The 22,938-nt window shown below is 53.2% G+C and carries 20 protein-coding genes and 1 pseudogene; 13 read left to right on the top strand and 8 right to left on the bottom strand.

What is annotated here, in order from left to right; all coding sequences use genetic code 11:
* The first annotated feature begins 6 nt into the window (after positions 1–6).
* A complete protein-coding gene (locus ACSQ87_RS14410) occupies positions 7–969 on the top strand; it encodes a Shedu immune nuclease family protein (protein WP_253397462.1) in 963 nt (320 codons plus the stop codon).
* 96 nt (positions 970–1,065) lie between these two features.
* Here the strand turns inward: ACSQ87_RS14410 and ACSQ87_RS14405 are convergent, their stop codons facing one another.
* Positions 1,066–1,323 (bottom strand): LasR-specific antiactivator QslA, encoded by a 258-nt coding sequence (locus ACSQ87_RS14405; RefSeq protein ID WP_100845510.1) that lies wholly within the window; start codon positions 1,321–1,323, stop codon positions 1,066–1,068.
* 169 nt (positions 1,324–1,492) lie between these two features.
* Here ACSQ87_RS14405 and ACSQ87_RS14400 point away from each other — a divergent pair, with 169 nt between their 5' ends.
* From ACSQ87_RS14400 to ACSQ87_RS14380, 5 genes are all read left to right on the top strand, one after another.
* The gene (locus ACSQ87_RS14400; protein WP_100845509.1) at positions 1,493–1,747 is read left to right on the top strand and encodes a helix-turn-helix domain-containing protein; all 255 of its coding nucleotides are present in this window, start codon (positions 1,493–1,495) and stop codon (positions 1,745–1,747) included.
* Between the two features lie 105 nt (positions 1,748–1,852).
* The gene (locus ACSQ87_RS14395) at positions 1,853–2,809 is read left to right on the top strand and encodes a TIGR03756 family integrating conjugative element protein (protein WP_436273696.1); all 957 of its coding nucleotides are present in this window, start codon (positions 1,853–1,855) and stop codon (positions 2,807–2,809) included.
* Positions 2,806–4,188: an integrating conjugative element protein gene (locus ACSQ87_RS14390; protein ID WP_436273695.1), complete on the top strand. Its 1,383-nt coding sequence runs from the start codon at positions 2,806–2,808 to the stop codon at positions 4,186–4,188. The genes ACSQ87_RS14395 and ACSQ87_RS14390 overlap by 4 nt, the downstream gene beginning before the upstream one ends.
* 3 nt (positions 4,189–4,191) lie before the next feature.
* Positions 4,192–4,500, top strand: coding sequence for a hypothetical protein (locus ACSQ87_RS14385; protein WP_236184617.1), 309 nt, complete (start codon positions 4,192–4,194; stop codon positions 4,498–4,500).
* Between the two features lie 10 nt (positions 4,501–4,510).
* Positions 4,511–6,052, top strand: a complete 1,542-nt coding sequence (locus ACSQ87_RS14380) for a conjugal transfer protein TraG N-terminal domain-containing protein (protein WP_436273694.1) — start codon at positions 4,511–4,513, stop codon at positions 6,050–6,052.
* Here ACSQ87_RS14380 and ACSQ87_RS14375 read toward each other — a convergent pair.
* Positions 6,041–6,439, bottom strand: coding sequence for a DUF3742 family protein (locus ACSQ87_RS14375; protein ID WP_008071408.1), 399 nt, complete (start codon positions 6,437–6,439; stop codon positions 6,041–6,043). The genes ACSQ87_RS14380 and ACSQ87_RS14375 overlap by 12 nt on opposite strands.
* A 456-nt stretch (positions 6,440–6,895) precedes the next feature.
* Here ACSQ87_RS14375 and ACSQ87_RS14370 point away from each other — a divergent pair, with 456 nt between their 5' ends.
* Positions 6,896–7,225, top strand: coding sequence for a hypothetical protein (locus ACSQ87_RS14370; protein ID WP_436273693.1), 330 nt, complete (start codon positions 6,896–6,898; stop codon positions 7,223–7,225).
* Positions 7,226–7,351: 126 nt separating this feature from the next.
* Positions 7,352–8,359: an ArdC family protein gene (locus ACSQ87_RS14365; RefSeq protein ID WP_436273692.1), complete on the top strand. Its 1,008-nt coding sequence runs from the start codon at positions 7,352–7,354 to the stop codon at positions 8,357–8,359.
* 84 nt (positions 8,360–8,443) lie between these two features.
* Here ACSQ87_RS14365 and ACSQ87_RS14360 read toward each other — a convergent pair whose 3' ends face one another.
* Complete coding sequence (locus ACSQ87_RS14360) at positions 8,444–8,641, bottom strand: DUF7740 domain-containing protein (protein ID WP_122513560.1); 198 nt, start codon at positions 8,639–8,641, stop codon at positions 8,444–8,446.
* 223 nt (positions 8,642–8,864) lie between these two features.
* Between ACSQ87_RS14360 and mobH the strand changes: the two genes are divergently transcribed.
* The 4 genes from mobH (at position 8,865) to ACSQ87_RS14340 (ending at position 14,902) form a co-directional block, all read left to right on the top strand.
* On the top strand, positions 8,865–10,589 hold the full coding sequence (gene mobH, locus ACSQ87_RS14355) for a MobH family relaxase (protein ID WP_436273691.1): 1,725 nt from the start codon (positions 8,865–8,867) through the stop codon (positions 10,587–10,589).
* A gap of 890 nt (positions 10,590–11,479) precedes the next feature.
* A complete protein-coding gene (locus ACSQ87_RS14350) occupies positions 11,480–12,640 on the top strand; it encodes a dsDNA nuclease domain-containing protein (protein WP_436273690.1) in 1,161 nt (386 codons plus the stop codon).
* Positions 12,637–13,122: a hypothetical protein gene (locus ACSQ87_RS14345; RefSeq protein ID WP_261753990.1), complete on the top strand. Its 486-nt coding sequence runs from the start codon at positions 12,637–12,639 to the stop codon at positions 13,120–13,122. The genes ACSQ87_RS14350 and ACSQ87_RS14345 overlap by 4 nt, the downstream gene beginning before the upstream one ends.
* Complete coding sequence (locus ACSQ87_RS14340) at positions 13,112–14,902, top strand: hypothetical protein (RefSeq protein ID WP_261753991.1); 1,791 nt, start codon at positions 13,112–13,114, stop codon at positions 14,900–14,902. The genes ACSQ87_RS14345 and ACSQ87_RS14340 overlap by 11 nt, the downstream gene beginning before the upstream one ends.
* Positions 14,903–15,325: 423 nt before the next feature.
* Here the strand turns inward: ACSQ87_RS14340 and ACSQ87_RS14335 are convergent, their stop codons facing one another.
* The gene (locus ACSQ87_RS14335) at positions 15,326–16,213 is read right to left on the bottom strand and encodes a hypothetical protein (protein ID WP_436273689.1); all 888 of its coding nucleotides are present in this window, start codon (positions 16,211–16,213) and stop codon (positions 15,326–15,328) included.
* Complete coding sequence (locus ACSQ87_RS14330) at positions 16,210–17,466, bottom strand: AAA family ATPase (RefSeq protein ID WP_436273688.1); 1,257 nt, start codon at positions 17,464–17,466, stop codon at positions 16,210–16,212. Before ACSQ87_RS14330 ends, ACSQ87_RS14335 begins: the two co-directional genes overlap by 4 nt.
* A 268-nt stretch (positions 17,467–17,734) precedes the next feature.
* On the opposite strand from ACSQ87_RS14330, the pseudogene ACSQ87_RS14325 reads away from it, so the two are divergent.
* Positions 17,735–17,911: pseudogene (locus ACSQ87_RS14325) on the top strand (transposase); the annotation flags it as partial.
* Positions 17,912–17,929: 18 nt separating this feature from the next.
* On the opposite strand, the gene ACSQ87_RS14320 reads toward ACSQ87_RS14325, so the two are convergent.
* From ACSQ87_RS14320 to ACSQ87_RS14310, 3 genes are all read right to left on the bottom strand, one after another.
* Positions 17,930–19,699 (bottom strand): alkaline phosphatase family protein, encoded by a 1,770-nt coding sequence (locus ACSQ87_RS14320; protein ID WP_436273687.1) that lies wholly within the window; start codon positions 19,697–19,699, stop codon positions 17,930–17,932.
* Between the two features lie 5 nt (positions 19,700–19,704).
* The gene (locus tag ACSQ87_RS14315) at positions 19,705–20,829 is read right to left on the bottom strand and encodes a DUF4062 domain-containing protein (protein WP_436273686.1); all 1,125 of its coding nucleotides are present in this window, start codon (positions 20,827–20,829) and stop codon (positions 19,705–19,707) included.
* Positions 20,830–21,314: 485 nt separating this feature from the next.
* A complete protein-coding gene (locus ACSQ87_RS14310; protein WP_436273685.1) occupies positions 21,315–22,346 on the bottom strand; it encodes an IS110 family transposase in 1,032 nt (343 codons plus the stop codon).
* Positions 22,347–22,938: the final 592 nt, after the last annotated feature.

Raw genomic sequence — 22,938 nt, 5'->3', positions numbered from 1 at the left:
AATAAATTGGCTGACCCACAAAATGTGCCCCAACAAATCCGCCGCATTTCGGCCGCGACTAAGCGCGAAGCCTTTAGGCGCTCAGGTAATCAATGTGCGTTTCCTGGATGTGAAGCTTCCCTGCTTAGCCCAAATGGCGCGATCGTTGGAGAGTTTTGCAACATAGAATCACTATCCTCTGGTGGTCCTCGCTATAATGCCCAATCTACCGCGCAAGAGCGCTTAGGTTTAGATAACCTTCTTGTACTCTGCCCTACTCACCACCGTTTGATAGATGCAATGCCTGACCTTTACACCATCGGATGGCTGCGTCAGATACGCGAAGGTTACGAGACCGCACTCGATGAAACGCGTTCAGAACAGGCTCCATTGGTACCTCGCCTTGAACCGGCAGCGCTTCGCACTTTCAAAGAGGCCATCTCTTTTTGGGAAAAGAATTCGACTAACCAAGATGAGGAGTTTTGGCAAAACTTCTTCAATACCAATCCGTTTGTGCTGGCCCAAGCATTCCCTGATAGCCTTTTAAAACTTAAGGACAAGTGCTATATGGGAGGGAAAGATATATCCAACCAAAATGGCAACTTAATCGACTTCCTGTACAGATCTAGCACAACCAAAAACGTAGTTCTTATTGAGATCAAGACGCCAGCGATGCGTTTGCTTGGAAGACAATATCGCGGAAATGCTTATTCAATTTCCGAGCAGCTTTCCGGTTCGATTGTACAAGTCCTAAACTATCGCGAGGAACTACTTAAAAGTTATTACATGCTCGCTGGGAACAGTCCTGATCGGTTCAATGCTTCTGCCCCAAGGTGTGTAGTCCTCGGCGGAAGCCTTTTAGGCGAGGAGATGGACACTACTCAGCGCCGCTCATTCGAGCTATTTAGGTGGTCCCAGCACACAACTGTGCTTACATACGATGAGCTGTTCGCGAAGCTCAGGGACATCGTGGATCTGGGCGATACATGAGAGTATTACGGATGGCTGCCCCGATCTATTTGCGGCCTGACTTCTCTGCCGCGATCACGTACGGGGCAAACCGATGCGGCGATTACCAATAAAGGATCAGCGACAATCCCCAAGAAGCCGCTGCTGAATCCTCAACAGGAATCCGGCTTCAAAGGCATCCTGGTAGTCACCGACAGGAAAGGTTTTGCGCGCTTGCGCCAACTCCCACCACAGTGGAATCTCGCCGGGCATATCAAGCCAAGCCTGAGCGCATTGCACGCCACGTTCGATCATCGGGGCAAATTCGTTGCCCCAAGGCGTCAGAAGACTTGGGCTACCATCCGCCGCAGGAATTGAAATGTAGTTTTCGTCCATACACACCCTAAATTTCTGATTTTTTGTTAGACGCTGGGCCCAGCTTCGAAAAGCTTAACGACACCAAATGAACGCTCGATAACAGACATGAACACCAAATGGCCTAGATCAATGCCAATGTAGACTATATCCCGTGGATTGAGAGTCCCTCAAGGCGCAATTTGCGCGCATGACTCAAGACTACGAACAGCTTCGTTTGCAGCTGGCGGAAAACATCCGTTTGATGCGACGCGTGAAAAACCTTACCCAAGAGCAGCTGGCGCTCATGGCCGAGGTGGATCGCACCTACGTCAGTCAAATCGAACGATGCACGGGCAATCCGTCGCTGTTGGTCCTGTGCAAGCTCGCCAATATTTTCGAAATTACCGCAGATCAGTTACTTGTGGAACCCGATAGCCTGCGCAGCGCCCTTCACGTCAAATAATAGTCTCACGTCTCACAAACCCGATAGATCCGCCTTCATAATTTCCACTGACAGTCTTCAGCCCCTAACCGAACCTGCCCAGGCCATACACCGAGAGCCTGGATCATGCCTGTTGCCTGCTCGTCAATCCCGCCCACAAAGCTACGGCCCTTGGCGCTGAGCCTCCTGCTGGCGTGCGGCCCAAGCATGGCGCTGGACACCGGCAGCATCACGTCCTCCGTGCTTTCGCCAAACTGTCTCGAATACCGGGTCGTCGGCATTTGTTTCTGGCTGCTCTGCACGCCCTTCGGCTGCACAGTCAAAACCTCAACCAAGGTTCATCATTTCATTCCTGAACAGGTGGTCTCGAGCTACGCCACCACCGGCAGTAACCCCTGGACCGAGATGGCCACCCTCTCCGCTCCCATCAGTGGTGCGGAAGGTGGCGGTAACCTGATCACGCCGAATACCCAGCGCGACAACCTACCCCGCTTCAAGAACGTCGATGGCATCGGTCACCCCGGTGGCTGGGTCGCCACACAACTGGCCTCGCAATCCGGCTACGCCTGCGCCAGCGGCGCTACTGCGTTCATGCCCTACTACCTGAGCACCCTGGACTCACTGGCCTGGCGCCATGGCATTCCGGAAAGTCTTTACCCCGAGTCGCTTATACCGGGGATCCGTGAAATTGGTCGCCAGGCTTCGGGAAACATGTGGGGCAACGTCTATCCTCGGCAGGGCTTTCTCGTGCAGCCCGACGACTTCAAAGCCGCTGCAGTCATGGCACAACGGGCCGGCGATGTGATTACCCGCAACTGGCAGCCGCATGTGTACTTACCGCTCACGCCCGCCAAACGAGACGGCTACTGGCCGCCTGGCCCGATCGTTGAAAACGACGCCTCGACCCACAAATGGCAATTGCTCTACCCCCAGGTTCAACCGACTTGCGCCATCTTCCCCAGTGATCCGGTACAGAGCGCGGATGGCGGCTACGCCTGGTCGCTGTGGCGTCCCTATCGCTGTTGCAAACGAGAGGGACAGACCTTCCTGTTCAGCATCGACTTCGAAGGAGGTGCTTCATGAGTCGGCTTCTCGCACGACCCTGGTTGGGCGTGATGAGTCTGTTGCTCTGTGGACTGCTCGCCATGGCCACGCATGCCTACGCCGCCGAGGGCAATTACCGCCTGGGTACTCAAGGCGAAGTGCTCGACGACCGGGTGATGTACACCATCGGTGGCGGCTCGACAGTCGGCTCACCGAGCTCGCTCTACCGACCTAGCGGTCTCGGGGTCGGCGGGTCCTGGCGAGCAAACATGATGTGCGGAAACATGAGCCTCACCAATACTCTGCAAAACCAGCTGAACGGCGCCACCGAAGGTTTCCAGCAGATCATGGGCAGCGTCGTGCAGAACGCGACCCAAGCGGTGATGTCTCTGCCGGCGTTGATCATCCAGCGCGCCAACCCCGGTCTCTATGAGTTGCTCAGTAACGGGGTGATGCAGGGCCGTATCGACTTCGATCGCTCCAAACTGACCTGCCAAGCCATGGCCGAGAAGATGGCGGACAAGGTCGGTCAAGCCGGTTGGGGTGCGCTGGCCAAGAACCAGGAGATGCAGGGCAATCTGGAGCAAACCGGCGGTGATGCGGTGGCAGCGGTGAAAAACACCGAAGCCCATAACGGCAACAATGGGGTGTCCTGGGTCGGCGGTTCGAAGGCCGGAGGTAACGGACAGACGCCCATTCGGGTGACCGCCGACGTGGTCCGCGCAGGATATAACCTGCTGCATAACCGTACGGTGGATGACAGTGCCTCGATCAGTAGCAGTGATTGCCTGGGAGGGGCTATTTGTCAGACATGGGCTTCGCCCCAAGAGGAGTCCGACTGGGCCGTTCGGGTGTTGGGCGAGAGCGAAGTCGCGACCTGCGACAGCTGCGAAACTCTGCGTGCGACCGCTGGCAGCGGACTGACGCCGCTGATCCAGGAGGCCTATAACGAGCGCCTCAAGGCCCTGCAAGGGCTGTTGTCTGGCTCTCTGCCGCCTACCCCTGACAACCTGGCGAAAGCCTCCAGCCCGATGCTGCCGGTGACTCGTGGCGTGGTTGAAGCCCTGCGCGACGATCCCGATCAGGATCTGTTGGCACGGCGCCTGGCCAGTGAGACGGCCTTGTCCAGCGTGCTCGACAAAGCGTTGCTGCTACTGCGCACCCTGCTGGCGGGCAGTCACGAGCCGAACATCGCTTCCGCCGAACCGGCCCAAACCGCCTTGACGAAAAACATCGACGCTCTGGAGCGTGAAATCCGCCTGCTGCAGACAGAACTGCAGGTCCGGCAGATGCTGACCACCAATACCGCCAGCCTGGTGCTCGATCGGCATGCCGGCGGTGCTGATGCTTCGCGCACCGTCGAGCAAGGCGACCCCGAGCCCGGTCGACTCAATGATGCTGACGCCAGGCGCAAGTGAGCCATGAAACGCTCACCGCTATTCACTTTGCTTTCGAGTCTGGGGATTGCCGCAGTGATGATCCTGACCGCCGCACTGGTCGCATGGATCGGCCGCACTGCGCTGGGTAGTTTCGAGGCCTGGCAGCAGGCATTCGAATCCGTACGACCGTATCTACGGGGGTGGCGTGCCCTGCTCTACGGCGCCCTCTTTGCGCTCTGGTGGGATCTGCTTCAGCGCTACCGATATCGACCCCAGGATCGACTGCGCGTGAAACGCATCGGGACATTAGGGCTCGTGCTCTTTACCTGCGTCGAACTCACCCGACTGTGAGGTCACCACCATGCTCCTGAGCACCAACAGCTACCTGGAATTTTACCTCTCCCTGCTGGCCTGGATCATTAACAACGGACTCTGGAACGTCCTGTCCGACACCGGGCTGTTTGCCGCGCCCTTTGGCGCAATCATCCTGCAGGAGTGGCTGTCAGCCCGCCAGCAAGGTGCGGATGAAGGAAACAAGGGACTGCTCTCGGTGCCTCGAATCGAGAACCGGCTGTGGCTGGCCTACATCGTAGTGTTGTTCGGCTGCGCGCCCGTCTTTCCGTTAAGCCTCGCCTCAATGGCGTTCGATGATGCGGCGAGTCAGCGCTGCGGCGTGAGTGTGGCCAAACCGACGGAAACCGCCTGGGGGACGACCTTCAATACTATCGGCGAACGCTCCGCCAATGTGCCGATCTGGTGGTTTCTGGTGCATGCCTTGAGCAAAGGCGTGACTGCGTCAGCCACTGCCTCTATCCCCTGCGCACCGGATATCCGGCAGATGCGCATGGAGATCGACAGTTCGCGCATCGACAGTCAGGTACTGCTGCAGGAAGTCGCCGACTTCACCCGCGACTGCTATGGCTATTCCCGTTCTCGGTTGTTTACCAATCGCCCGCAACTGGACAAGGCACAAAGTCACAACGCGTCCTGGATCGGCTCAAGCTATCTTCTCGACACGCCCGGCTACTACGACACGGATCGTTCACGCACACCGCGAATCAGTTGGCCGTATGACGAAAGCCGCGATGTTTCCTTGCCGCGGCTGGAGAATGGCGCGGGCTACCCCACTTGCAAGCAGTGGTGGAGCGACAGCGGTGTTGGCTTGCGCGAGCGGTTGATCCAGCAGGTTGATCCCTCTCTGCTGACTCAGCTGAAAGGTTGGCTGACTGGCCGCTCGAGCAACGAGATCGAGGATGCCACCCTGCGCGAACTGGTCAGTCCGCGCCAGCAATCGATGTCCATGTCGCCCGGACAGGTGTACCAGGACTATGGTTCCAGCGCTCGTGGCGGCTCGATCAATCAGGGGCTTAATAACCTGGCCACCAATACTGGCTTGGCCCTCGGCTCCTTCAGCAACTTCCCGGCGATGAATGCGCTACGCGCCGCCCTGCCGATGGTGCAGGCTTTCCTCATCATGGGCGTCATCATCAGCTTGCCGTTGATACTGCTGGTCAGTACCTACCAGCTGAAGACCGTCATGACGGTGACGTTCGCGCTGTTCACGCTGCACATGTTGAGCTTCTGGTGGGAGTTAGCACGCTGGGTCGACTCCAGCATGCTCGACACCTTGTACGACCAAGTTTCGGCTTCCAATCAAGTGCTGTTATCGCTGCCCACATCCGGCTTCATGGAGGGGACAGTTACGGCGCAGGTAATTGAGTATGTGATGGGTGCGATGTTCATCGTGCTGCCGATGCTATTTCTAGGAGCCATGAGCTGGGCAGGATATTCAGTCGGCAACGGGATTCAAGGTATGTTGGCGAACGGTAGCAAAGCTGCAAGTGACTCGGCGAGCAAAGGTACGGATCAAATATTGGGTGCTGCTAAGCGCTCAATTAGATGACTTGCTGTCGCCTATATAATGCCCGTTGTCGTCGAAGTCACCGATGTAGAGGTCAGCACCTAGGTAGTCTGGCCCTGGATTTTTCTCTTGTTGATCGGCACCAATAAAAACCCTGAGCCATAGCAAAGTAGTGACAGCCAGCATCATCACAATGAAAGTAACCATCCAAGCACTGACAAAGAGCAATCCTCCGATCAATGCCAGTTTGGCAATCAAAAAACTCCCGCGAACAAGTAATTTACCTGCGGGCATACCTGCCGTCACCGCACGCTCAACCACGCGGTACTCAAACGTTTTCAACTTACGGTAACCACGCTTTACCGACATGCCACATGCGTAGGCCCAGCGGTGGGCACGGGAAACTTGAACGGGGTTCTGCGTCTGCATGTTCTCGCCCTCTTCTGAGCGTTTGCATGGTTGAGACAGGAGTAACAGCCTACTACTGAAAACTGTCCGTGCTTGACCGTTTATCAGTTTTCCCGGCCAAAAAATCTTCACTGGAAGACAGAAGACAAGTCCCGTGAAACAGCTTCTTTACAGTGATTGACCCATATAAATCGTCCGGCTAAATACAAGGTATGGATCGCTGTTATCGACAGCACCTTCCCAGGTAGCCAGAGCCTTCAAGGCTACGTTCACTTCGGTGATGGTTCTCCCCAAGTGCGATTAGCGTTCGGTAGCTCGCACGGTGACCGTTTCTACGGTGATGAACGCCTACTGCTCTCCGGAGCGCCTTTCGAGCTCTGCTCGTCAGGCAAACTTTCTTGTTTTTCTTCAATCCACTGCGGGGAAATTCTTTCCCGCACGGGACAGGTTTCTTCGCGCTTTCAACGGAGGCACACCATGTCCGACTCACTGACACCGGAAGCACTGAACACCCTTCGGTTGCCCATTGTGTTCACGCCTGGCGCTTGGCAACGCGCAGCTCTGCTCGAATGCTCAGGTCCTCCTGAGAAGCTGCAGGTCGATCGGCTGAGCAACGTATTGCGCGCAGCCTTCGAGGCTCACCTGGCTTATCCACACGAGCCCTATGTAGTGTTCGAGGTAGCCCAAATCGCCTCAACGGGTCATCCACGCCATGACCCGTTGCTGCAACTGAGCCTTAGCCTGCTCCTCGAGCCAGACCAGCCTAACGCCTTACTGATAGCTCTTGCAGGAGAACATCAACGCTAAACGCATACGGCCGTACTCGGCACCCAGATCCACACTCAGGCATGCAAGTCCTGCATCAATCCAACCCACCGGGGAACCCTCCCCGACGGGTAAGGCGTTCCTCCGTTTTCTCTCGAGGAAAATGCCATGCGCGATATCTACCAAGACGTGACTGACAAGATCGTTACCGCTTTGGACCAAGGCGTTGCCCCCTGGATCAAACCCTGGTCCTCAAGTGGCTCAGCTTACATCGGTCATCAACCCTACCCCATCAACGCAATCACGCATCGTCCCTATTCAGGTATCAATTTACCGTTGCTCTGGGCCGAGGCCAGGTTGCAGGGGTTCACCCAAGATCGTTGGCTGACCTTCAACCAAGCCAAAAAAGCCGGTGGGCACATCCGTAAAGGTGAGCACAGTGCCCTAGCAGTGCTCTACAAGCCAAAGGAGCGCGAGGAACAGACCGAGTCAGGCCAACCCGTACTCGATGAAAACGGTCAGCCCAAGGTCGCTCACTTCGGTATTCTCCGGACGCATTTTCTGTTCAACATCGAGCAAACGGAGGGGCTCGAAATGCTCAATGAAAACCTGCTCGAGACGGAACCGAGTGATCCCTTCCAGCCCAACAGCGTTGCGGAAAACCTGCTGTTAAGTTCGGGTGCACACATCGTTCATCGATCTGCCGACGAAGCCTTTTACCATCCGATCAGGGATCTCATCCAACTGCCGACAAAAGCGCAATTTCACGATGAAGGTGGGTACTACGCCACCGCACTGCACGAGCTGACGCACTGGACCGGGCATCACGCTCGGTTGCAGCGCGAAGGCGTGACGTCATCCTGTCCGTTCGGCTCGCCAGGCTACGCGTTTGAGGAGTTGATCGCCGAAATGGGCGCTGCGTTTTTATGTGCCTACGCCGGTATACAGGGAGAGCTGCGGCACGAGGGCTACATCGACTCCTGGCTCGGCCTGCTCAAGGCTGACAAACGCGCGATCTTTCGTGCCAGTGGTCACGCCCGAAGCGCCTCGGAGTATGTACTCAACCTGGAGCAGCAACTGAAACAAACTGCCTTGGATGACTCGCTGTGCATGAACGATGGCGTTCAATCGTTACCTCGCCGCTGCAATCGCTTCACAGGGCCCAACGCAAGTTGAGCCCTTTTTTTTTGTGCTCAGAAAACAACCATGCCGTGGGACTCTGACGCAAGGAACAAGACATGGGAGCACACCCACGGTGTGTCAGTCCGCATCCAAGTTCTGCGCCAGAAAATCCACCAGCTCGAGCGGACTTCGGCTGTCGATCACCTTGTAGATCAGATCGCGTTTACTGCGCGGTAACTTCTTCACCACGCTCTTCGCCGAGGCCCTGACGGCTTCGTCTGTCCCATGGATACGTGCCGCGAGCAGCAGCACGAGCGTGGCGTCAGTGAGGTTCATGGCAAGACCCAGAAGAGATGCACCGCAGTGTACCGACTCTTGTCTTTTCCGTACCAGCCCTCCAACAAAACGATGTCGAGCAGTATCCATATTCCGATTGCCGCACAAAGGGACACGAGCCAAAAGGACGGGTAAGGGTTGGAAGGGAATGGGGACTCAAGGGTAAGAGCTCTATCCGAAAAGGCTAAAAGGCCACTGACCCAACCACTTCCCGGAGGTCACGATGCTCGGCCTGTTTCGCCGCAAAAGGCAGAAGCCCCCTCCGCCACCGACCGTCAACGTCGCCGAAGGTTACCTGCCCATCGAGTTGGCTCACAGCTTGTTAGCCGCAGAGCACCGCCGCCAGTTGCTCGATCGCATCTGGCAGTACACCGCCCTCTCCCACGCGCAGTTCATCCAACTCTATTTAAATCCGATCCATCGCTACGCCGAACAGGTCCAGCAACTCCCGGCCAGCGAGACGCACCACCATGCTTATCTCGGCGGTATGCTCGACCATGGACTGGAACTGGTCGCCTGCAGTTTGAAACTGCGTCAGTCGTATCTGCTTCCCACCGGCGCTGCGCCCGAAGATCAGGCCGCCCAGACTGACGCCTGGTCCGCCGGCATCGCCTATGGCGCGCTGCTGCATGACATTGGCAAGATCGCCGTGGACCTGCAGGTCGAGCGTCAGGATGGCCGTCTTTGGCATCCTTGGCACGGTCCCCTGGATCAGCCCTACCGTTTTCGCTATGTCAAAGGTCGCGACTATCACCTGCACGGCGCCGCTGCAGGTTTGCTCTACACCCAGATTCTCGACCGTCCGATCCTCGATTGGCTCAGCGGATTTCCATCACTGTGGGCCAGTCTGCTGTATGTCCTGGCGGGCCAGTACGAACGTGCCGGCGTGCTCGGTGAGTTGGTGATGCAGGCCGACCGTGTTTCCACCGCACAGAACATTGGTGGTAACCCGAGCAAGGCGCTGCAAGCGCCGATTCATTCGTTGCAACACCACTTGATCAGCGGACTGCGTCATCTGGTTCAGCAAGAGCTGAAACTTAACCAGCCAGGTGGGGCGGGATGGCTGACTCAGGACGCACTCTGGCTGGTCAGCAAGACTGTCACCGACAAGCTGCGAGCCTATCTGCTGTCGCAATCAATTGAGGGCATTCCCTCATCCAACATCGCCGTATTCGACGAACTGCAATCGCATGGATTGGTCGAGTCCACTCCGGAAGGCAAAGCCATCTGGACCGCGCTTATCGCGCAGGGAAACTGGCAGCAGAGCTTTACCTTTCTGCGCCTTCAACCGGCGTTGATCTGGGGGAACGAAGACCGGCCCGAAGCTTTCAGCGGAACAGTGAGCATTGCGGCCGATGACCACTCAACTGACACTCCGGTACCACCACCTACGCCCGAGATAATCAGCACAAGATCGCGTCAAAGCAAATCGCAGCCAGATCCCACGGCGCTGGAAGATGCCGATTACCTGGGCACGGTGCTGGATATGTTCGAAATGGGTGAAACCGAGGTGCGTGATGCACCGCCCGCAAGTGCTCTCGAAATCTCAACTCCCCTTCCGGATAACCCTGGTCAGGTATTTCTGGATTGGGTCAAGGGAGGCATCCAAAGCCACAAGCTGGTCATCAATGACAGCAAGGCCAAAATCCACACGGTGAGTGGCAGCATATTTCTGGTCACGCCTGGTCTCTTCCAACGCTACGCGCAGGAGTTTCCTGGTATCTCACAGGGTGCCGATCAAGGGATTGAAGAATGGCGTTGGGTGCAGAAGCAGTTCGAGAAACTGAAGGTCCACAGGAAGCGAGACAACGGTCTGAATATCTGGGCATGCCAAGTGCAAGGCCCTAGGAAGAAAACCACCCTGAAGGGATACTTGATTGAGGATCCGAAGCTTTTTTTTGAATTGATGCCACTCGATAATCCGTTTCTTGAAATCGAAAAAGATTAAATTTCACTGGCACTCCATTGGTGAGGGATCGAAATGCAGAGTTGACTCTGTCCAACTCCTGCTTGGTTATACGAAGCTTGAAAGCACCGTCAGATACCTGGGAATCGAGGTCGATGATGCCCTGGAAATGGCGGAACAGACGGAAGTCTGAGCATCTATAGCGACGGTCGATACTAGACCGTCGCTATCCGACCCAAAGCTGCCCTTCACGGAGGGCAGGAATCGACCCTGGCTGTGTGAAAACGCATGCCCCGTTTTGAAGTCTGCGTTGCTACGTAAAATCTGGCAGCGTTTGGCTGGTCAGCAGACCTAAAAGTTGCGTAGGAATGCGATTTCCGTTGCGGTTCTGAGTGTCAAACTCACTCCAAAACGTTTTCACACAGCCTGTACCAGAAGCTGCCGCTCGATGGTGTCTATTAACCAGGGGCGATTCACATCGCCAAGGTCAAGAAGTAGAAAACTCCGCACTTGCCTCAGAGCTTGAGGAGGGAAAATGCTTCAAATCTGACTTGCATTGTGGATGGCCTCACGCCACCATTCAGTGAATCCAGAAAGGAATTCTCTCACGGGCGAGAGACATCAATGGAAGGTGGCATGGACAGCATTACCCGAAACAATCAAGGCGCACTGCTCAGATCGTGCCCGCCACCCGCACGCAACTATTGCAAACCCTCCGCGATACGTTGCGTAGTTCGTGAGCGTGATCCCGGAAGGGAAACTGCCAATGAACATGCATTCAATCTACAACCAAGAAGTTGCATTTACGTTATCCACAACGTATCGCTCAACACTTCGCCACCATTCGACCGCAATGATTGCTTCTGCATTACACCTAAAAGCCCAGCATACTCTAGGGCGCTCTTAATTCAGCATATGCGAAACTAATCCATATGAAACTTCATGAAGTCAGCCCTAGAGAACAAAGCGGACGGGATACGATCGACCGTTTCCGAGCACAGTTCAAAGCAGCCAGCTTGGAAAGCCTGGCTCTATTAGAAAACGGGAAAATGGATAGGGTGTACTGTGATGTACACGAGGACTATGTCGTCAAGCACATAGTCAACTCAAAATCCAAATACCGGTTTGTTCAAGTAAAGACTAAAAGTAAGCTAAATCATCAATACACCATACTTGAAATTTTTGGCCTGAAGAAAAAACCGAAAAACAGCCCGACTCATGACTTGGCGGGCAGCTTCGCAGGGAAGTTACTGCTTCACGTTGAAGAGTTTGGTGAAGCGTGCAGCTCAATTGAGATCTGTACAAACGTAAACTTCGACGATGAAGTTGAACAGATTTGGCAAGAAGTTGCAGGCAAAGCAAGTCCAACCAAAAACACCGCAAGCCTGATCGGCGAGACTAAGAAACTGATACCTTCTCTCGCCACGAAAAGCGATGCCGATGTAATGGCGTTCTTGTCACACTTGGCGCTGGTACCTCGAAAGCAGATCCTCAATGAAGAAGAGGATGTTTTCGTTTCCCAAGCATCAAACCAGATATTCAAGTACAGCGAAATCAATCTTAACCCCCTTGAGGTTAGAAAAATAATCATCCAGCTTCTATCTTTAATTGAGGATAGATCTGCCGTTCCGCTTTCCAGCGGTATTACCGAAAAAGAATTGGATGCAAAGGCGAGTGTCAATCTGGATGATATCCTAGACATTCTCTGCATCTCCAGATCCGCCTATTATGTTCTTAAGACAGGCGGAGATGATAGAGCTATAAAGTCGGTTTCTATCCTACAGCGAATGCTCAAGCGCTCAGGCTTCTCAGATGACACAGTGGATACATTTGCAGGTTTCAAGTGTAGCTGGGAAGCTTGGCACAGGACCAATAGGCATGCGCTCTTGGAGTTTCGCTTGGCCGTAGCAAAGAACAAAATTATACAAGTGGCGAGAAAGATCGCTATTGGCCAGATTGACATGGACTCAATCACCGAAGAAGTTTCAAGCTTGACGATCCAAATCAGTAAAGACCTTGGGCGATCAGATATCACTGAAGAGCTGGCCTTCGGCGCCGTGCTCTCCGAATTGGTGAAAGGAGAGGCGCAATGAACTTCCGCGAGGCCGTCTCGACCGCCAAGACTGAGTCCATGGCATTGTTGACCGAAAGCAGCCCCAGGGGGCGCTATGACGTACTGGGAAATGAGAGTCTATTCCATACTCCGCTGATTGCGCTGACCATCATTTTACTCGCGCGTTCCAGAGCCAAGCCTAAGCAAGACGAGATTGGAATGTTAGTAGGCGTTTGTTTTGAGAAAAGCCTTGTAGGTTTCAAGGGGTCGAGCCAAGAACTGGGCTGGTCTGCAAACCTGAGAATCCGTACCGTGAAGGCTTTTACATTTTTAGAAAACACCGGATTCATTATTATCGACAAAAGCACTTCCCGGATTGAAGCAACAGAGTCTGGAAAAAAGCTGATTGATAATATTCTCAAAGATGAAAGCAGGCTCTGTATTGCATTACTGATAATAAAGCGTGCGTACCGTAACATCTGTAAAGAACGTGCCGTTGAGGTTAAGTTAAATGAAATTTGAATCACTTGAAATTATCCAGAACAACCCAGATGGGTGGCACTCAGGTGAGCTTGAGTTTGGTGTTGCCATAACTCAACTGTACGCAAAAAATGGTAGTGGCAAGACCCCATTGATCCAAGCCATGATGTTCTGTCTTGGACTGCATGTTCAGTTTAGGGATGATATCGTCCGAAACTGCAAGATGGCGCGATTAAAACTGCTCCTCATGGGGAAACGATTCACCCTAGACCGAATGATGGGAGACTCTTTCGATTTGACCGTGAAGGTTGACGATAAAACCGAAAATCGCTTTTACAATGAAGATGACTTTTCGAGGTTCATGTTAAAATCACTCAACCTCAGAAGTGACAGACTCATAACAAACGGCAACACTCCAACCACTCCATATTTTTCGGCGTTGCTGCCTCTTTTTTATCTGGACCAGGATCAAGGCTACTCCGAATACTATGCACCTCCGCGGCCAGGCTTCATAAAAAACCAGTTTTCAGAAATGGTAAGACTAGCTGCTAATTTTCCTCCGCAGAACTCGTACGACAAAAAGAAAAAAGCGATTGAGGTCAAAAAAGACCTAGCTTACTTGGACACCACAATCGTTGATAGTCGCAAACTGATGGAGCGCATTATTCAAGATCTTCCATCACCTCGCCGAAAGATCGAAGATGTTGATAGACTCATCGCTGAATTAAAGTCTCGCCTCGAAGACCTTAAAAAATCGAAGGATATAAAAAGCGATTCACTTTCAAGTTTAGATTATGTTATTGGCAACCTGAGGAGGAGGCATCGTGAACTGCAATCGGAAGAGGCTGCTCTCGACTCAAAAATTTCCAGTGCAACGCAAATACGTGAAGAAATACAGAGTGAGATTGAGACACTCAACCTAAATGAAGAGGCTAAGCGAGCCTTTATTTCGTTCTCTGACATATGCACCTCGCCATCGTGTGGAATATTCATGGTGAGCGCAGACTCGTACGGAAAAAGCTTACTTTACCTAAAAGATCAGATCAAGGATCTTGAGATTTCCACTGCCTCGAATATACAAAAGTCGGAGGCGATATCCACCGAGAAAAAATTTGTTGAATCGCAAATCGCGCAACTGGCCCAGCAAAGAGGTCTGGCAGAACGGGAAGCCGGGATTGAAATTTTCATTGAGGCTATCAGCAGAATTTCTTCGGAAATTTTTGAACTCGGATTAGAAAAGAATAAGCTAGAAAAATCAGAGCAACAAAAAAATACTCATCTTGATCTTTTAAAAAGAAGAGATATCGCTCTTACGCTTGAGGATTCGCTACAGACGTCACGTGAACAGTCTCCAGACATTCTTCGATTCAGGATCGAACTGGGACAAAAAATGGCAGAATGGCTCGACGTCCTCAATTCCAAGAATATTTCGAGGGACATCCGAATCGATTCAGATCTAAAACCTATATTGGGCACTGAAAAGCTTGGGATCATCAAAGGCAGCTCAAAAGCTCGAACAGTGCTGGCGTTCCACGCTGCGCTATTTGAACTGTGCACCAATGATCCGCTCTCTCCTTTCAGAGTACTGGTGTTCGACACACCTCGGCAGCAGGAAATTCACTGGGAAGATTTAGATGCCTACATCAAAGCACTCAAAGCTGTTGCTCTACGTAACAATGCCCAAGTCATTTTCTCAACTACCAGTTATCAGTACGCGATCGATGACAAAACAGACAAGGAATGGTTGCCGAAATTTGCGGGCTCCGAACAGCCCATGTACCTCGGCGGAGTTGGTCAACCTCCCATTGGTGCAGCGCCTTGACGTAAGCGGCAAAGCCGCCTTAGTTAACCGGCATCAGCACTAAACAAGGCCAGGGTGCAACTGCCCCTGGCTGGGACAAATTTAATCTCGCCCCTATCAAGTTGCTGAACTAGGTGCGGGTAGCTGAGATGTAAGCTTACGAGCTCGGAATGGCTAACGCACATCGGCGCTCCTTTCAACTGTGTCCACGAGGATGGCTAGCCAGAATAGTGGTCACTAACCACCCAAAGCTGCCGATCGTCGCTGACTGCTCCTGGACAGTAGCAACCGTTTAGACGATCACATAGCCCGGCGGCGGCCATCCGTTAGCATGCATCCGAATGCATCTATGAAGCTTTGCGCAACTCACACCCTGATATAATTTTTATTAATAGAAAATCAAATTTCTGAGCTTAGCTTGGCATTTTAGGGAGTGGAAACCGTTTAAGAGCTAGAGTCGATGAATCTCGCAGCAGCTTCAAATATCCGCTCGGCCTCATCAGGATCCGTATTAAATAAAGTTCGGAATGATCTTGCGCAATTAGTATGCTCCGATTTCGGTGATGTAAAGCCATCAATAAGCATCTTGGCTATGGCCTTTTTATTCGCGGGTTCATTTCCAGCGAAAGTCAAAAGCTGAGGATACAACGTGGTAATTACGTGAGCCCTCCCCCTAACTAAGTTCTTCCGACCTATAGCATCATCTAGCTCAAAGAAGGCAATGGTTGTAAGGGCTTTATGTCTCTTGTATCCCTGTTGGGGAATCGCCTGAGGCGATATACCGTGGAAGCCAATTAACTCTTCTGGATCATGATCAAAATCTCCAATTGGGTAAACTAGCAGCGGTTGCTCCCCCAAAAGAGTGACAGGATCATCCCCAGTGAACTGGTAAGTACCCGCAATAGGAAAACAATCGCTTTTAATAGCACTATTACAAGGTTTACAAGCGGCGCTGTAGTTGAACAGATGGTAGGGGAGTAGGTGATAACCAGGTGCCGGTTTACCAGGCTGAGTAAGTGAAACGCCTTGCTTACTCAGTGCGGCAGATATTTTCCATGTGCGAACGCTGCTTTTAGGACGAAAATGCTCGACATCATGTTCAGCCTTGCCACGCTCCTCTCCTTCTAACTTTCGTTCGCAGTACACGCACTTGGCTTCACCTTGCAGCCGCATGTACACAACCTTTATCTCGCTCCAAATCGTGCTGGGTTCATCATATTTACCAGCTATCTTAAACTTCTTTGTGCGTTCATCCGCACGAGTGCGCCATCCAGTGACTTCGGCATCTATAAGATTTTCGAGTTGGGCTAGGCTTATACGGTAACCTATCATTCGGTCGACTCCATGCCTCGACTCATTTGTGCGAGTAGTGCAAACGCAGCATCCGTATCACCCTGTCTTGCTTTCAGGCTCAGCGACTTTAGGGTGCGCTTAGCAGCCGATGCTCGAGTTGAACCCAGCCCAAAAAAATCGGTGAGAAGTACCTGATCGGCATCCAGGCCATGAACGGCACTACTAATTCTTTTGAGGTTGCTGGACTGATAGGGGCCAGACTTCATGGTAATGATGTTCATCCACTCCAAAGATCCGACAATCAGAGGGCTATGCGAAGTCACGATGAATTGGATTTTTGGAAGAGCTGCTGCAAGTGTTGGTAACACAGATAGCTGCCATTGAGGATGCAGATGAAGGTCAATTTCATCAATCATCACAATCCCTTGGTTCTCGTCGAGTCGCTTCCCGCTCGGGCATGTGGTGCAAATGTGGTAAAGCAGATCCCCGACCCAGCCCAGATAAGCTCGGTATCCATCTGAGAGAGCACGGAAAGGTACCTTAAGCCCCCCCCGCTCAAAAAGGTACTCCCCTGACTCTATCTCACCAGTAAATTTGTAGTGCCCTGTTCCGACTAGTTTATTAAGGAGGGTAACTACCTGCGTATAACGCCCTTTATTCTCGGCTTTATACCCTGGTAGCCAACTAGAGAGAGGCACTAGAGAATAGGTGTCTTCGAAGAGGCTTTGTATCCGCTGAGCACGAACGAATATGCGGCTATGCCGCATTCCTGAGTCGAAATTTTCCTTTTGCTCCACACGGCGCATTGCGCCGTAGCCTACGAAGAAGAATGCGTCGGACTCTGAGCTAAAAATGGGATGCCAGACCTTTTCGTCTAAATGAGCCCACTCAATATACTCGAGATCTCCCCGGAGATTTATGATGGTTTCAGACTCAAGGGATGAGATGCCTTTAGGCACTCGGTCTTGATGATGCGGAGTAAAAAAGGCCGAGATCGACGCTCTAGCCAAGTTTCCTCCATTTTTTTTAGACTGGTATGTTTCAGGTTCACGGCGGATCAGTCGATAGGGATAAATACCTGACTGACTAACTGCTGGCCCAAGGCAAGCCAATGATATCGCCTTCAGGAGCGTGGTCTTGCCTGCGCCATTATTGCCCAATAATAAATTGACGTTTTTCAGCTTGGGAGCCGGCATTCCGAGCTGTTCAAAATCCTGATCGGGATGAACAAAATCTATTTGGGTTTTTCGGAAGCTGCGGAAATTCCGCAAAAATATTCTGTCGATGTACATAGGAAACCCTGACGGCCGCTCACCGGAAAATTTGAGCAGTGGCTAGCGTAGCAGCTTAAATAAGCCAAAGTTAACGATTAGCCCCAATCCCCAAAATAAACCTGATTGCCAACCAAGGGTAAGAAAGAAGGCCTCCGTCAACGGCCGCTTCTGGCCCAAAGTGTGTAAAAACGCCTCCGCGAACCCTTGCTATGATTTCTGAGGACTGAATCGCCCCGGGTTTCGTAGACACCTCTTTGCCTTAAACTGAGGCCAATTAGGAGGTGCCATGAGCAACCCGCGTTACCCTGAAGAATTCAAAATCCAAGCGGTCAATCAAGTGACCGAAAAGAAGCTGCCTGTCGTGAAGGTAGCGGCACGTCTTGGTGTGTCGACGCATAGCCTCTATGCCTGGATAAAGCGCTACAGCAAACCTCAAGAGGAGCGGCAGCAGGACGATGATCAGCCATGCAAATGAGGAGTTCTACTTCTGAGCCGGATGCACCGCTTGCAGATGGTTGGAAAAACCTGCCTCAGTTTCACAACGCCAGGTCGCCCACAGCTTGCAACCGGTCTCGCCTCCCATGTCCAATTCAAACGCCAACCAGTTCCGGGCCGGCATCACATACCGATTAAAACCCGGGAACAACATCATCTCGACACAGTGCTGCACATCAATGGATTGGACCTTGCTGGCTGTATGGTTCAGCAACTGAAGAAACAGCCGTTCGGCCACTCCAATCAGCGACGGATGCACCACACCTGACGAAGTAAATTGCTGAATCTGCGCCCAGTTCGACGTCGGTGGAATATCCCGACGATAGCAACTGCCCCACGCCGCGACATGCACATCCCCAGAAGCAATGGATACACGCAGCATTCTCTGCTCAGCAATACGAGTCAGCGACTCTAGGAGTCGCTTACGCTCCCCCTCGTGATCCCCGTGCGACCAATGATCCTTAAGGTCATCAGCATTGCTGTCGAGCACATGATCCTGCCCAAACGTATCGAGCAACCCTTCAGCCAGCGACAATTTGGGGTGCGCGACCGGAACCGAGGACATGAAGATCAAGTGCTGACATTTGCTTCCCGGATGAGCAGGCTCACCGTCACGGAGCGTGTTGAGCCAAGCCTGCATAGCAGCCCAGGTATCGGCCCCCAGTACCTGGGTACGTGAACGCTCAGTGCGCAGATCAGCAACAAACAACGATACCGGCCCCAAGTGATAGCCGAAACTAAAGCCCGGTTGACCATCCAAGAGTGGCAAGGCCAATCGATCTCCCTTTAATCGGGCACTCCATTGCACCGGCTCATACTGTGGGTCCTGCTGGGAAACGTTTGCACGTTGGAGCAATTGCAATGGCGGCAGATCATCAAGGGCATGCTGCAACTGAAACACCCAGAACGCCTTGCGCGCATGACGCATCAGCACCTGGAACAGCTCGCAGTGCTGCATAGCCGGACTGTAGGACCCCCAACCGTCGAAGATGTCATGGTCGTCCCACATCATCACCGTAGGAATTCTCGCCATCGCATCAGCGGTATCAAGATTCGGCTTGGGGTGCCCCCAGTCACGCCGCGTATCTGGCAGCCAACGATTGGCATAGAGCCCGAAATAGTAAGACTCGATCTCTTTCTCCAGCGCCGCGCTTACCTTGAACGCCAATTGCTCCTTGCGCGACAGGCCGACCCATTTCTTGAGGGACTTCACATCCTCCCAAATCGAGTCAAAGTAAATTTGGTCGCCGCCCATCAGCAGCAATTGGAACCGCTTCAAGCCCTTGTCATGAATTCGTCCTTCGTGCCAAAGCTGTTCCTTGTCCAGCACGTAACCTGCAGCACGCAAGTCACTGTCATGATTGCTGATCAGGTCAGCCCAGACGGCGTTTTCTGGGCGCACCAACTTGCGCATCCCACTAGGGTCCGAAAAGCCATTGCAAGAGACGTAGGCCATTCGTGGGGCATAGTCTCGACCGGGAATGGAGAACTGCCATTGCGGCCCTTCCTGCCCTACACCAAACTTTACTGTTCGCTCCTGCGCCTGCTGATCACAGCTCAAGTCGTAACGAAGGATGGTTTCTTTCGGACGCTCCAGCAAAACCTTCGGCGTCGGACAAGCCTGACCGTCAACAGAAAGAGCAGGAAATGCGGCGCCAGCTACAACTCCGACTAACGCGGTCACCTGCCACTGCCCAGTTTTGCTGACGCCTCGGAAGGACAGCACGGGCCCCACAGTAAAAAGTGCTTTTGACATCCCTGTTATCTCCCTTCAAGTTCGATGGCAATAACTTTGACAATCTTGGCGCGTGAAGCGGCTCTCTTGGCCAGAATTTGCGCTTCACCTGTTTGATCCAACCATTCCCTAAAACGCTGGAGCGCATGGCGCGTTTGCGACGCATCGCGACAGTTGGCCAGGAAGGCAAACTGTACTTTCTGTACATCATCAGCGACAAAAATACCGAAGGAACCGCTGACAACTGTAGCATCAGGAAAGCCTAACAACGCAGTGGCCTGAGTCTCTGTCGCTCCACGGTGACAGGCGATTAAATGCAACGGTCCTTCTGCACCTTTCAACAGATCAGCATGCTCATGGTCACGCAGAAAAGGCTTACCCACCAGCTCACGCGCAGCAGCAACCGTGAACGCAGCCGGGATTGCATGGACAAACACAACGACATTCACTCCAGCAATTGGAACAATGGCGAACGCTTCGCTAGCAGGAACTTTGCCACCATTGAGCGCCTGCAGTAACACCGCTTCCATCGCTAGTTTGCGCTGACGGAAGTCCATCCGTGTCCAATCCAGCGCCTGGCCCATATCGAAACGGCTCGAAGCCGCAGCGGTTACACCACGCTGGGTCAGAACGACCAACGCATCGAGAAGCGCTTCCTGGACGCGGCTACGCAATTGCTCAACGGTTGAGACCATTCCACCTCTGAAGGGTGTCTGTTGTGCAATAAAGGCCTGGAAGCGTTGATTACGTGCTGTCTCAGCTACCTGGCCATCGCCTGCTGGGATATTTGGCATAGCGATGAAGCGCACCTTCCCCCTAGTAGTGGCTAGTCCCTCCATGTACTCCGCATGGCAAATACCAATGTCGCCGTCACCGCTGGCCCAGCCGGCATTGCCATTGGACAGCACCAGTAGCACGTCGCAATCCCTCACGGCTTGCAAACAGGCATCCCAGCTGTCCTGTATTCCGTCCGCAGGAGGTGCATCTTCGTTAATCCAAACTTCAAATATCTGTTTGCCAAATAGCTTCGTTCCCTCTATCTCACGTTTAAGTTGCTCTCGGATATTGCTGAGCGTTTGATCGCTGTCCGCAGGAAAGCGGTCGTTACAACGACTGGACAGCATTACTTTGATTCTCTTTGACTGGGCCATCCCTGCTCCTGCCCCAATTCCGAGGCTTCAACACTTTGATCAATGATTAGACGCGGCGTTGGCAGTGGTCGATTACCTGCTACAGACACGTCCGATTGTCGGTGCCTAAACACCTGCCCGGTTATTGGGCGCCGATTTGGTGACGTACTTGCCGGGCTCAGGTGAGTTAAATGATAGGTCGCATTTAGTACGCGATGCTGCTTATGCTGAGCGTCCGTATATGGACTCCTCCTCATTGCAAGCCCCGTTGCTTTGGCGCCCGTGCCGACTGCACACGTATATTCGGCCTCTTAATACGGCATCGTTTCGATGCAGGGCCATGATGGGCTATTCGCGCGCCGGCTCCCGATCGCTTTTTCGTGCTTTTCGCACTTGGACATTCGAGGGTTTTGCCGACGCCGGTTCGACCGGCATGCCATCGTTCAGGTTGCTTCGCAATCGTGGTTAAGAGTTGTTTCTCTCGTAGAACACGCCGGGTAAATAGATCAGGCCGCTGCCTGATTCGGTTGGTAATCAGTACCGTGACGCAGCATCGCCCAAGCCATGCGTGCAGTTTTGTTGGCCAGCGCAATAGCGGCCACATTGGGATGCGATCGCTCGGCTAAACGAACGGCCCACTGGCTGAGCCGATCCTCTTTGGATTTGGCTGTGCGTAGCGCCGAGCGTGCGCCATGCACCATCAATGTTCGCAGATACGTATCACCGCGCTTGCTGATACCGAGCAGTCGATCCTTACCACCAGAACTGTGTTGCCTCGGTGTCAGTCCCAGCGAGGCGGCAAACTGTCGGCCATTGGCAAACTGACGGGCATCACCGAAAGCGACGACGAGCGCTGTGGCGATCATTGGACCAACACCGCGCAGCTGTTGAAGGCGAACGGCGGACGGCTCGTTTGTCGCGATCGCAGTGATCTCGCCGTCGAGCTTGCATACACGCCCATCCAGCGCACGAAGGTCGTCCCACAAACCATCCAGCAGACGACGAAAGCGTGCCGTCAAACCGTTATCCGCATCCTCTAGCCAGCACGGTATTGCACGACGCAGCATCAGCAATTCCTTCGGTGCAACGAGACCGTACTCGGCGACCAGCCCACGGATCTGATTGGCTTTGGCCGTCCGCTGTTCGATTAAGCCGGCCCGGATGCGATGCGTCGCCTGGATATCCTGTTGTTCGATCGTCTTGATGGCGACGAAGCGCATGCTGGGACGGCTCATCGCTTCGCAGATCGCCTCGGCATCGTTCGCGTCGTTCTTGTTGCTTTTGACATAAGGTTTAACGAACTGAGGGGCGATCAGCTTGACTCGAAATCCGAGAGCTTCTAGTTGCCGCGCCCAATGATGGGCCCCACCACAACTCTCCATGCCGATCTCACAACCAGGTTCGACCTTTTCCAGCACCGTTTGAAGCCAGCGATCACGTGGGAGCCGCTGCCTCCAGACCGGCTTCTCATGACAATCCACGCCATGGATCTGAAATACGTTCTTGGCCAGGTCGACCCCAATTCGCATAAGCTTCATGTGTGGACTCCTTCTCACTGTTGACTGTGGTTCGCACTTTCAGTCTGGCACCCAAGATGCCGAAGTGAGGAGGAGTCCATCCCATTGCTTTTGGCTATGGATTCAACCGGTCCTTCATGACTTGAAAGCGAATCATCTACGCATCGCTCTGACCCTGAGAGCATGGCTTCTGACAGTAACTGTTGGCGCTGAAAACGGCACCTAATCGAGCCAATATTTCAGAATTGAATCAGGTCTAAATTTGTTCCTGAAGTTCTTTATAGGCTCGCTTGATATCCCATCGAGACAGAGATGCCCTCGCTCGATGTGCAGTTGCATGTAGCCTACAACAAGCGAATCGACGGCCACACCCACATGGACACGGCAGCTTGTTAGCCCTTCTGCGCTTCCTTGAAAGCAGATCAAGCAATCCCATGAGGACGCCAGTATCCTTCACTCCAAATATCATCCTGTAGTCGTCGATCAGCCCCTGGGAACCATGTGCAAGCTCCCCGAAAGGAAAATTAGCAATGTCCCTCTCCCTTAACGACTGCGCATACAAAAATGGCACCAAACACAGCTCGACAAACCGAGTAAGCGTCGGTGTGGCACC

Source organism: Pseudomonas sp. LjRoot277 (assembly GCF_964253845.1).
Classification (GTDB): Bacteria; Pseudomonadota; Gammaproteobacteria; order Pseudomonadales; family Pseudomonadaceae; genus Aquipseudomonas.
The sequence above is the reverse complement of the archived record's forward strand: the minus strand, read 5'-3'. Positions and strand labels throughout refer to the sequence as shown.

Excerpts from the sequence above, each read along its gene's own strand:
- ACSQ87_RS14320 (WP_436273687.1), bottom strand. The coding sequence starts at position 19,699 with ATGTCAAAAGCACTTTTTACTGTGGGGCCCGTGCTGTCCTTCCGAGGC.
- ACSQ87_RS14335 (WP_436273689.1), bottom strand. The coding sequence starts at position 16,213 with ATGATAGGTTACCGTATAAGCCTAGCCCAACTCGAAAATCTTATAGAT.
- ACSQ87_RS14400 (WP_100845509.1), top strand. The coding sequence starts at position 1,493 with ATGACTCAAGACTACGAACAGCTTCGTTTGCAGCTGGCGGAAAACATC.
- ACSQ87_RS14340 (WP_261753991.1), top strand. The coding sequence starts at position 13,112 with ATGAAATTTGAATCACTTGAAATTATCCAGAACAACCCAGATGGGTGG.
- mobH (WP_436273691.1), top strand. The coding sequence starts at position 8,865 with ATGCTCGGCCTGTTTCGCCGCAAAAGGCAGAAGCCCCCTCCGCCACCG.
- ACSQ87_RS14390 (WP_436273695.1), top strand. The coding sequence starts at position 2,806 with ATGAGTCGGCTTCTCGCACGACCCTGGTTGGGCGTGATGAGTCTGTTG.
- ACSQ87_RS14315 (WP_436273686.1), bottom strand. The coding sequence starts at position 20,829 with ATGGCCCAGTCAAAGAGAATCAAAGTAATGCTGTCCAGTCGTTGTAAC.
- ACSQ87_RS14345 (WP_261753990.1), top strand. The coding sequence starts at position 12,637 with ATGAACTTCCGCGAGGCCGTCTCGACCGCCAAGACTGAGTCCATGGCA.
- ACSQ87_RS14365 (WP_436273692.1), top strand. The coding sequence starts at position 7,352 with ATGCGCGATATCTACCAAGACGTGACTGACAAGATCGTTACCGCTTTG.
- ACSQ87_RS14370 (WP_436273693.1), top strand. The coding sequence starts at position 6,896 with ATGTCCGACTCACTGACACCGGAAGCACTGAACACCCTTCGGTTGCCC.
- ACSQ87_RS14330 (WP_436273688.1), bottom strand. The coding sequence starts at position 17,466 with ATGTACATCGACAGAATATTTTTGCGGAATTTCCGCAGCTTCCGAAAA.
- ACSQ87_RS14385 (WP_236184617.1), top strand. The coding sequence starts at position 4,192 with ATGAAACGCTCACCGCTATTCACTTTGCTTTCGAGTCTGGGGATTGCC.
- ACSQ87_RS14375 (WP_008071408.1), bottom strand. The coding sequence starts at position 6,439 with ATGCAGACGCAGAACCCCGTTCAAGTTTCCCGTGCCCACCGCTGGGCC.
- ACSQ87_RS14405 (WP_100845510.1), bottom strand. The coding sequence starts at position 1,323 with ATGGACGAAAACTACATTTCAATTCCTGCGGCGGATGGTAGCCCAAGT.
- ACSQ87_RS14360 (WP_122513560.1), bottom strand. The coding sequence starts at position 8,641 with ATGAACCTCACTGACGCCACGCTCGTGCTGCTGCTCGCGGCACGTATC.
- ACSQ87_RS14395 (WP_436273696.1), top strand. The coding sequence starts at position 1,853 with ATGCCTGTTGCCTGCTCGTCAATCCCGCCCACAAAGCTACGGCCCTTG.
- ACSQ87_RS14380 (WP_436273694.1), top strand. The coding sequence starts at position 4,511 with ATGCTCCTGAGCACCAACAGCTACCTGGAATTTTACCTCTCCCTGCTG.
- ACSQ87_RS14310 (WP_436273685.1), bottom strand. The coding sequence starts at position 22,346 with ATGAAGCTTATGCGAATTGGGGTCGACCTGGCCAAGAACGTATTTCAG.
- ACSQ87_RS14350 (WP_436273690.1), top strand. The coding sequence starts at position 11,480 with ATGAAACTTCATGAAGTCAGCCCTAGAGAACAAAGCGGACGGGATACG.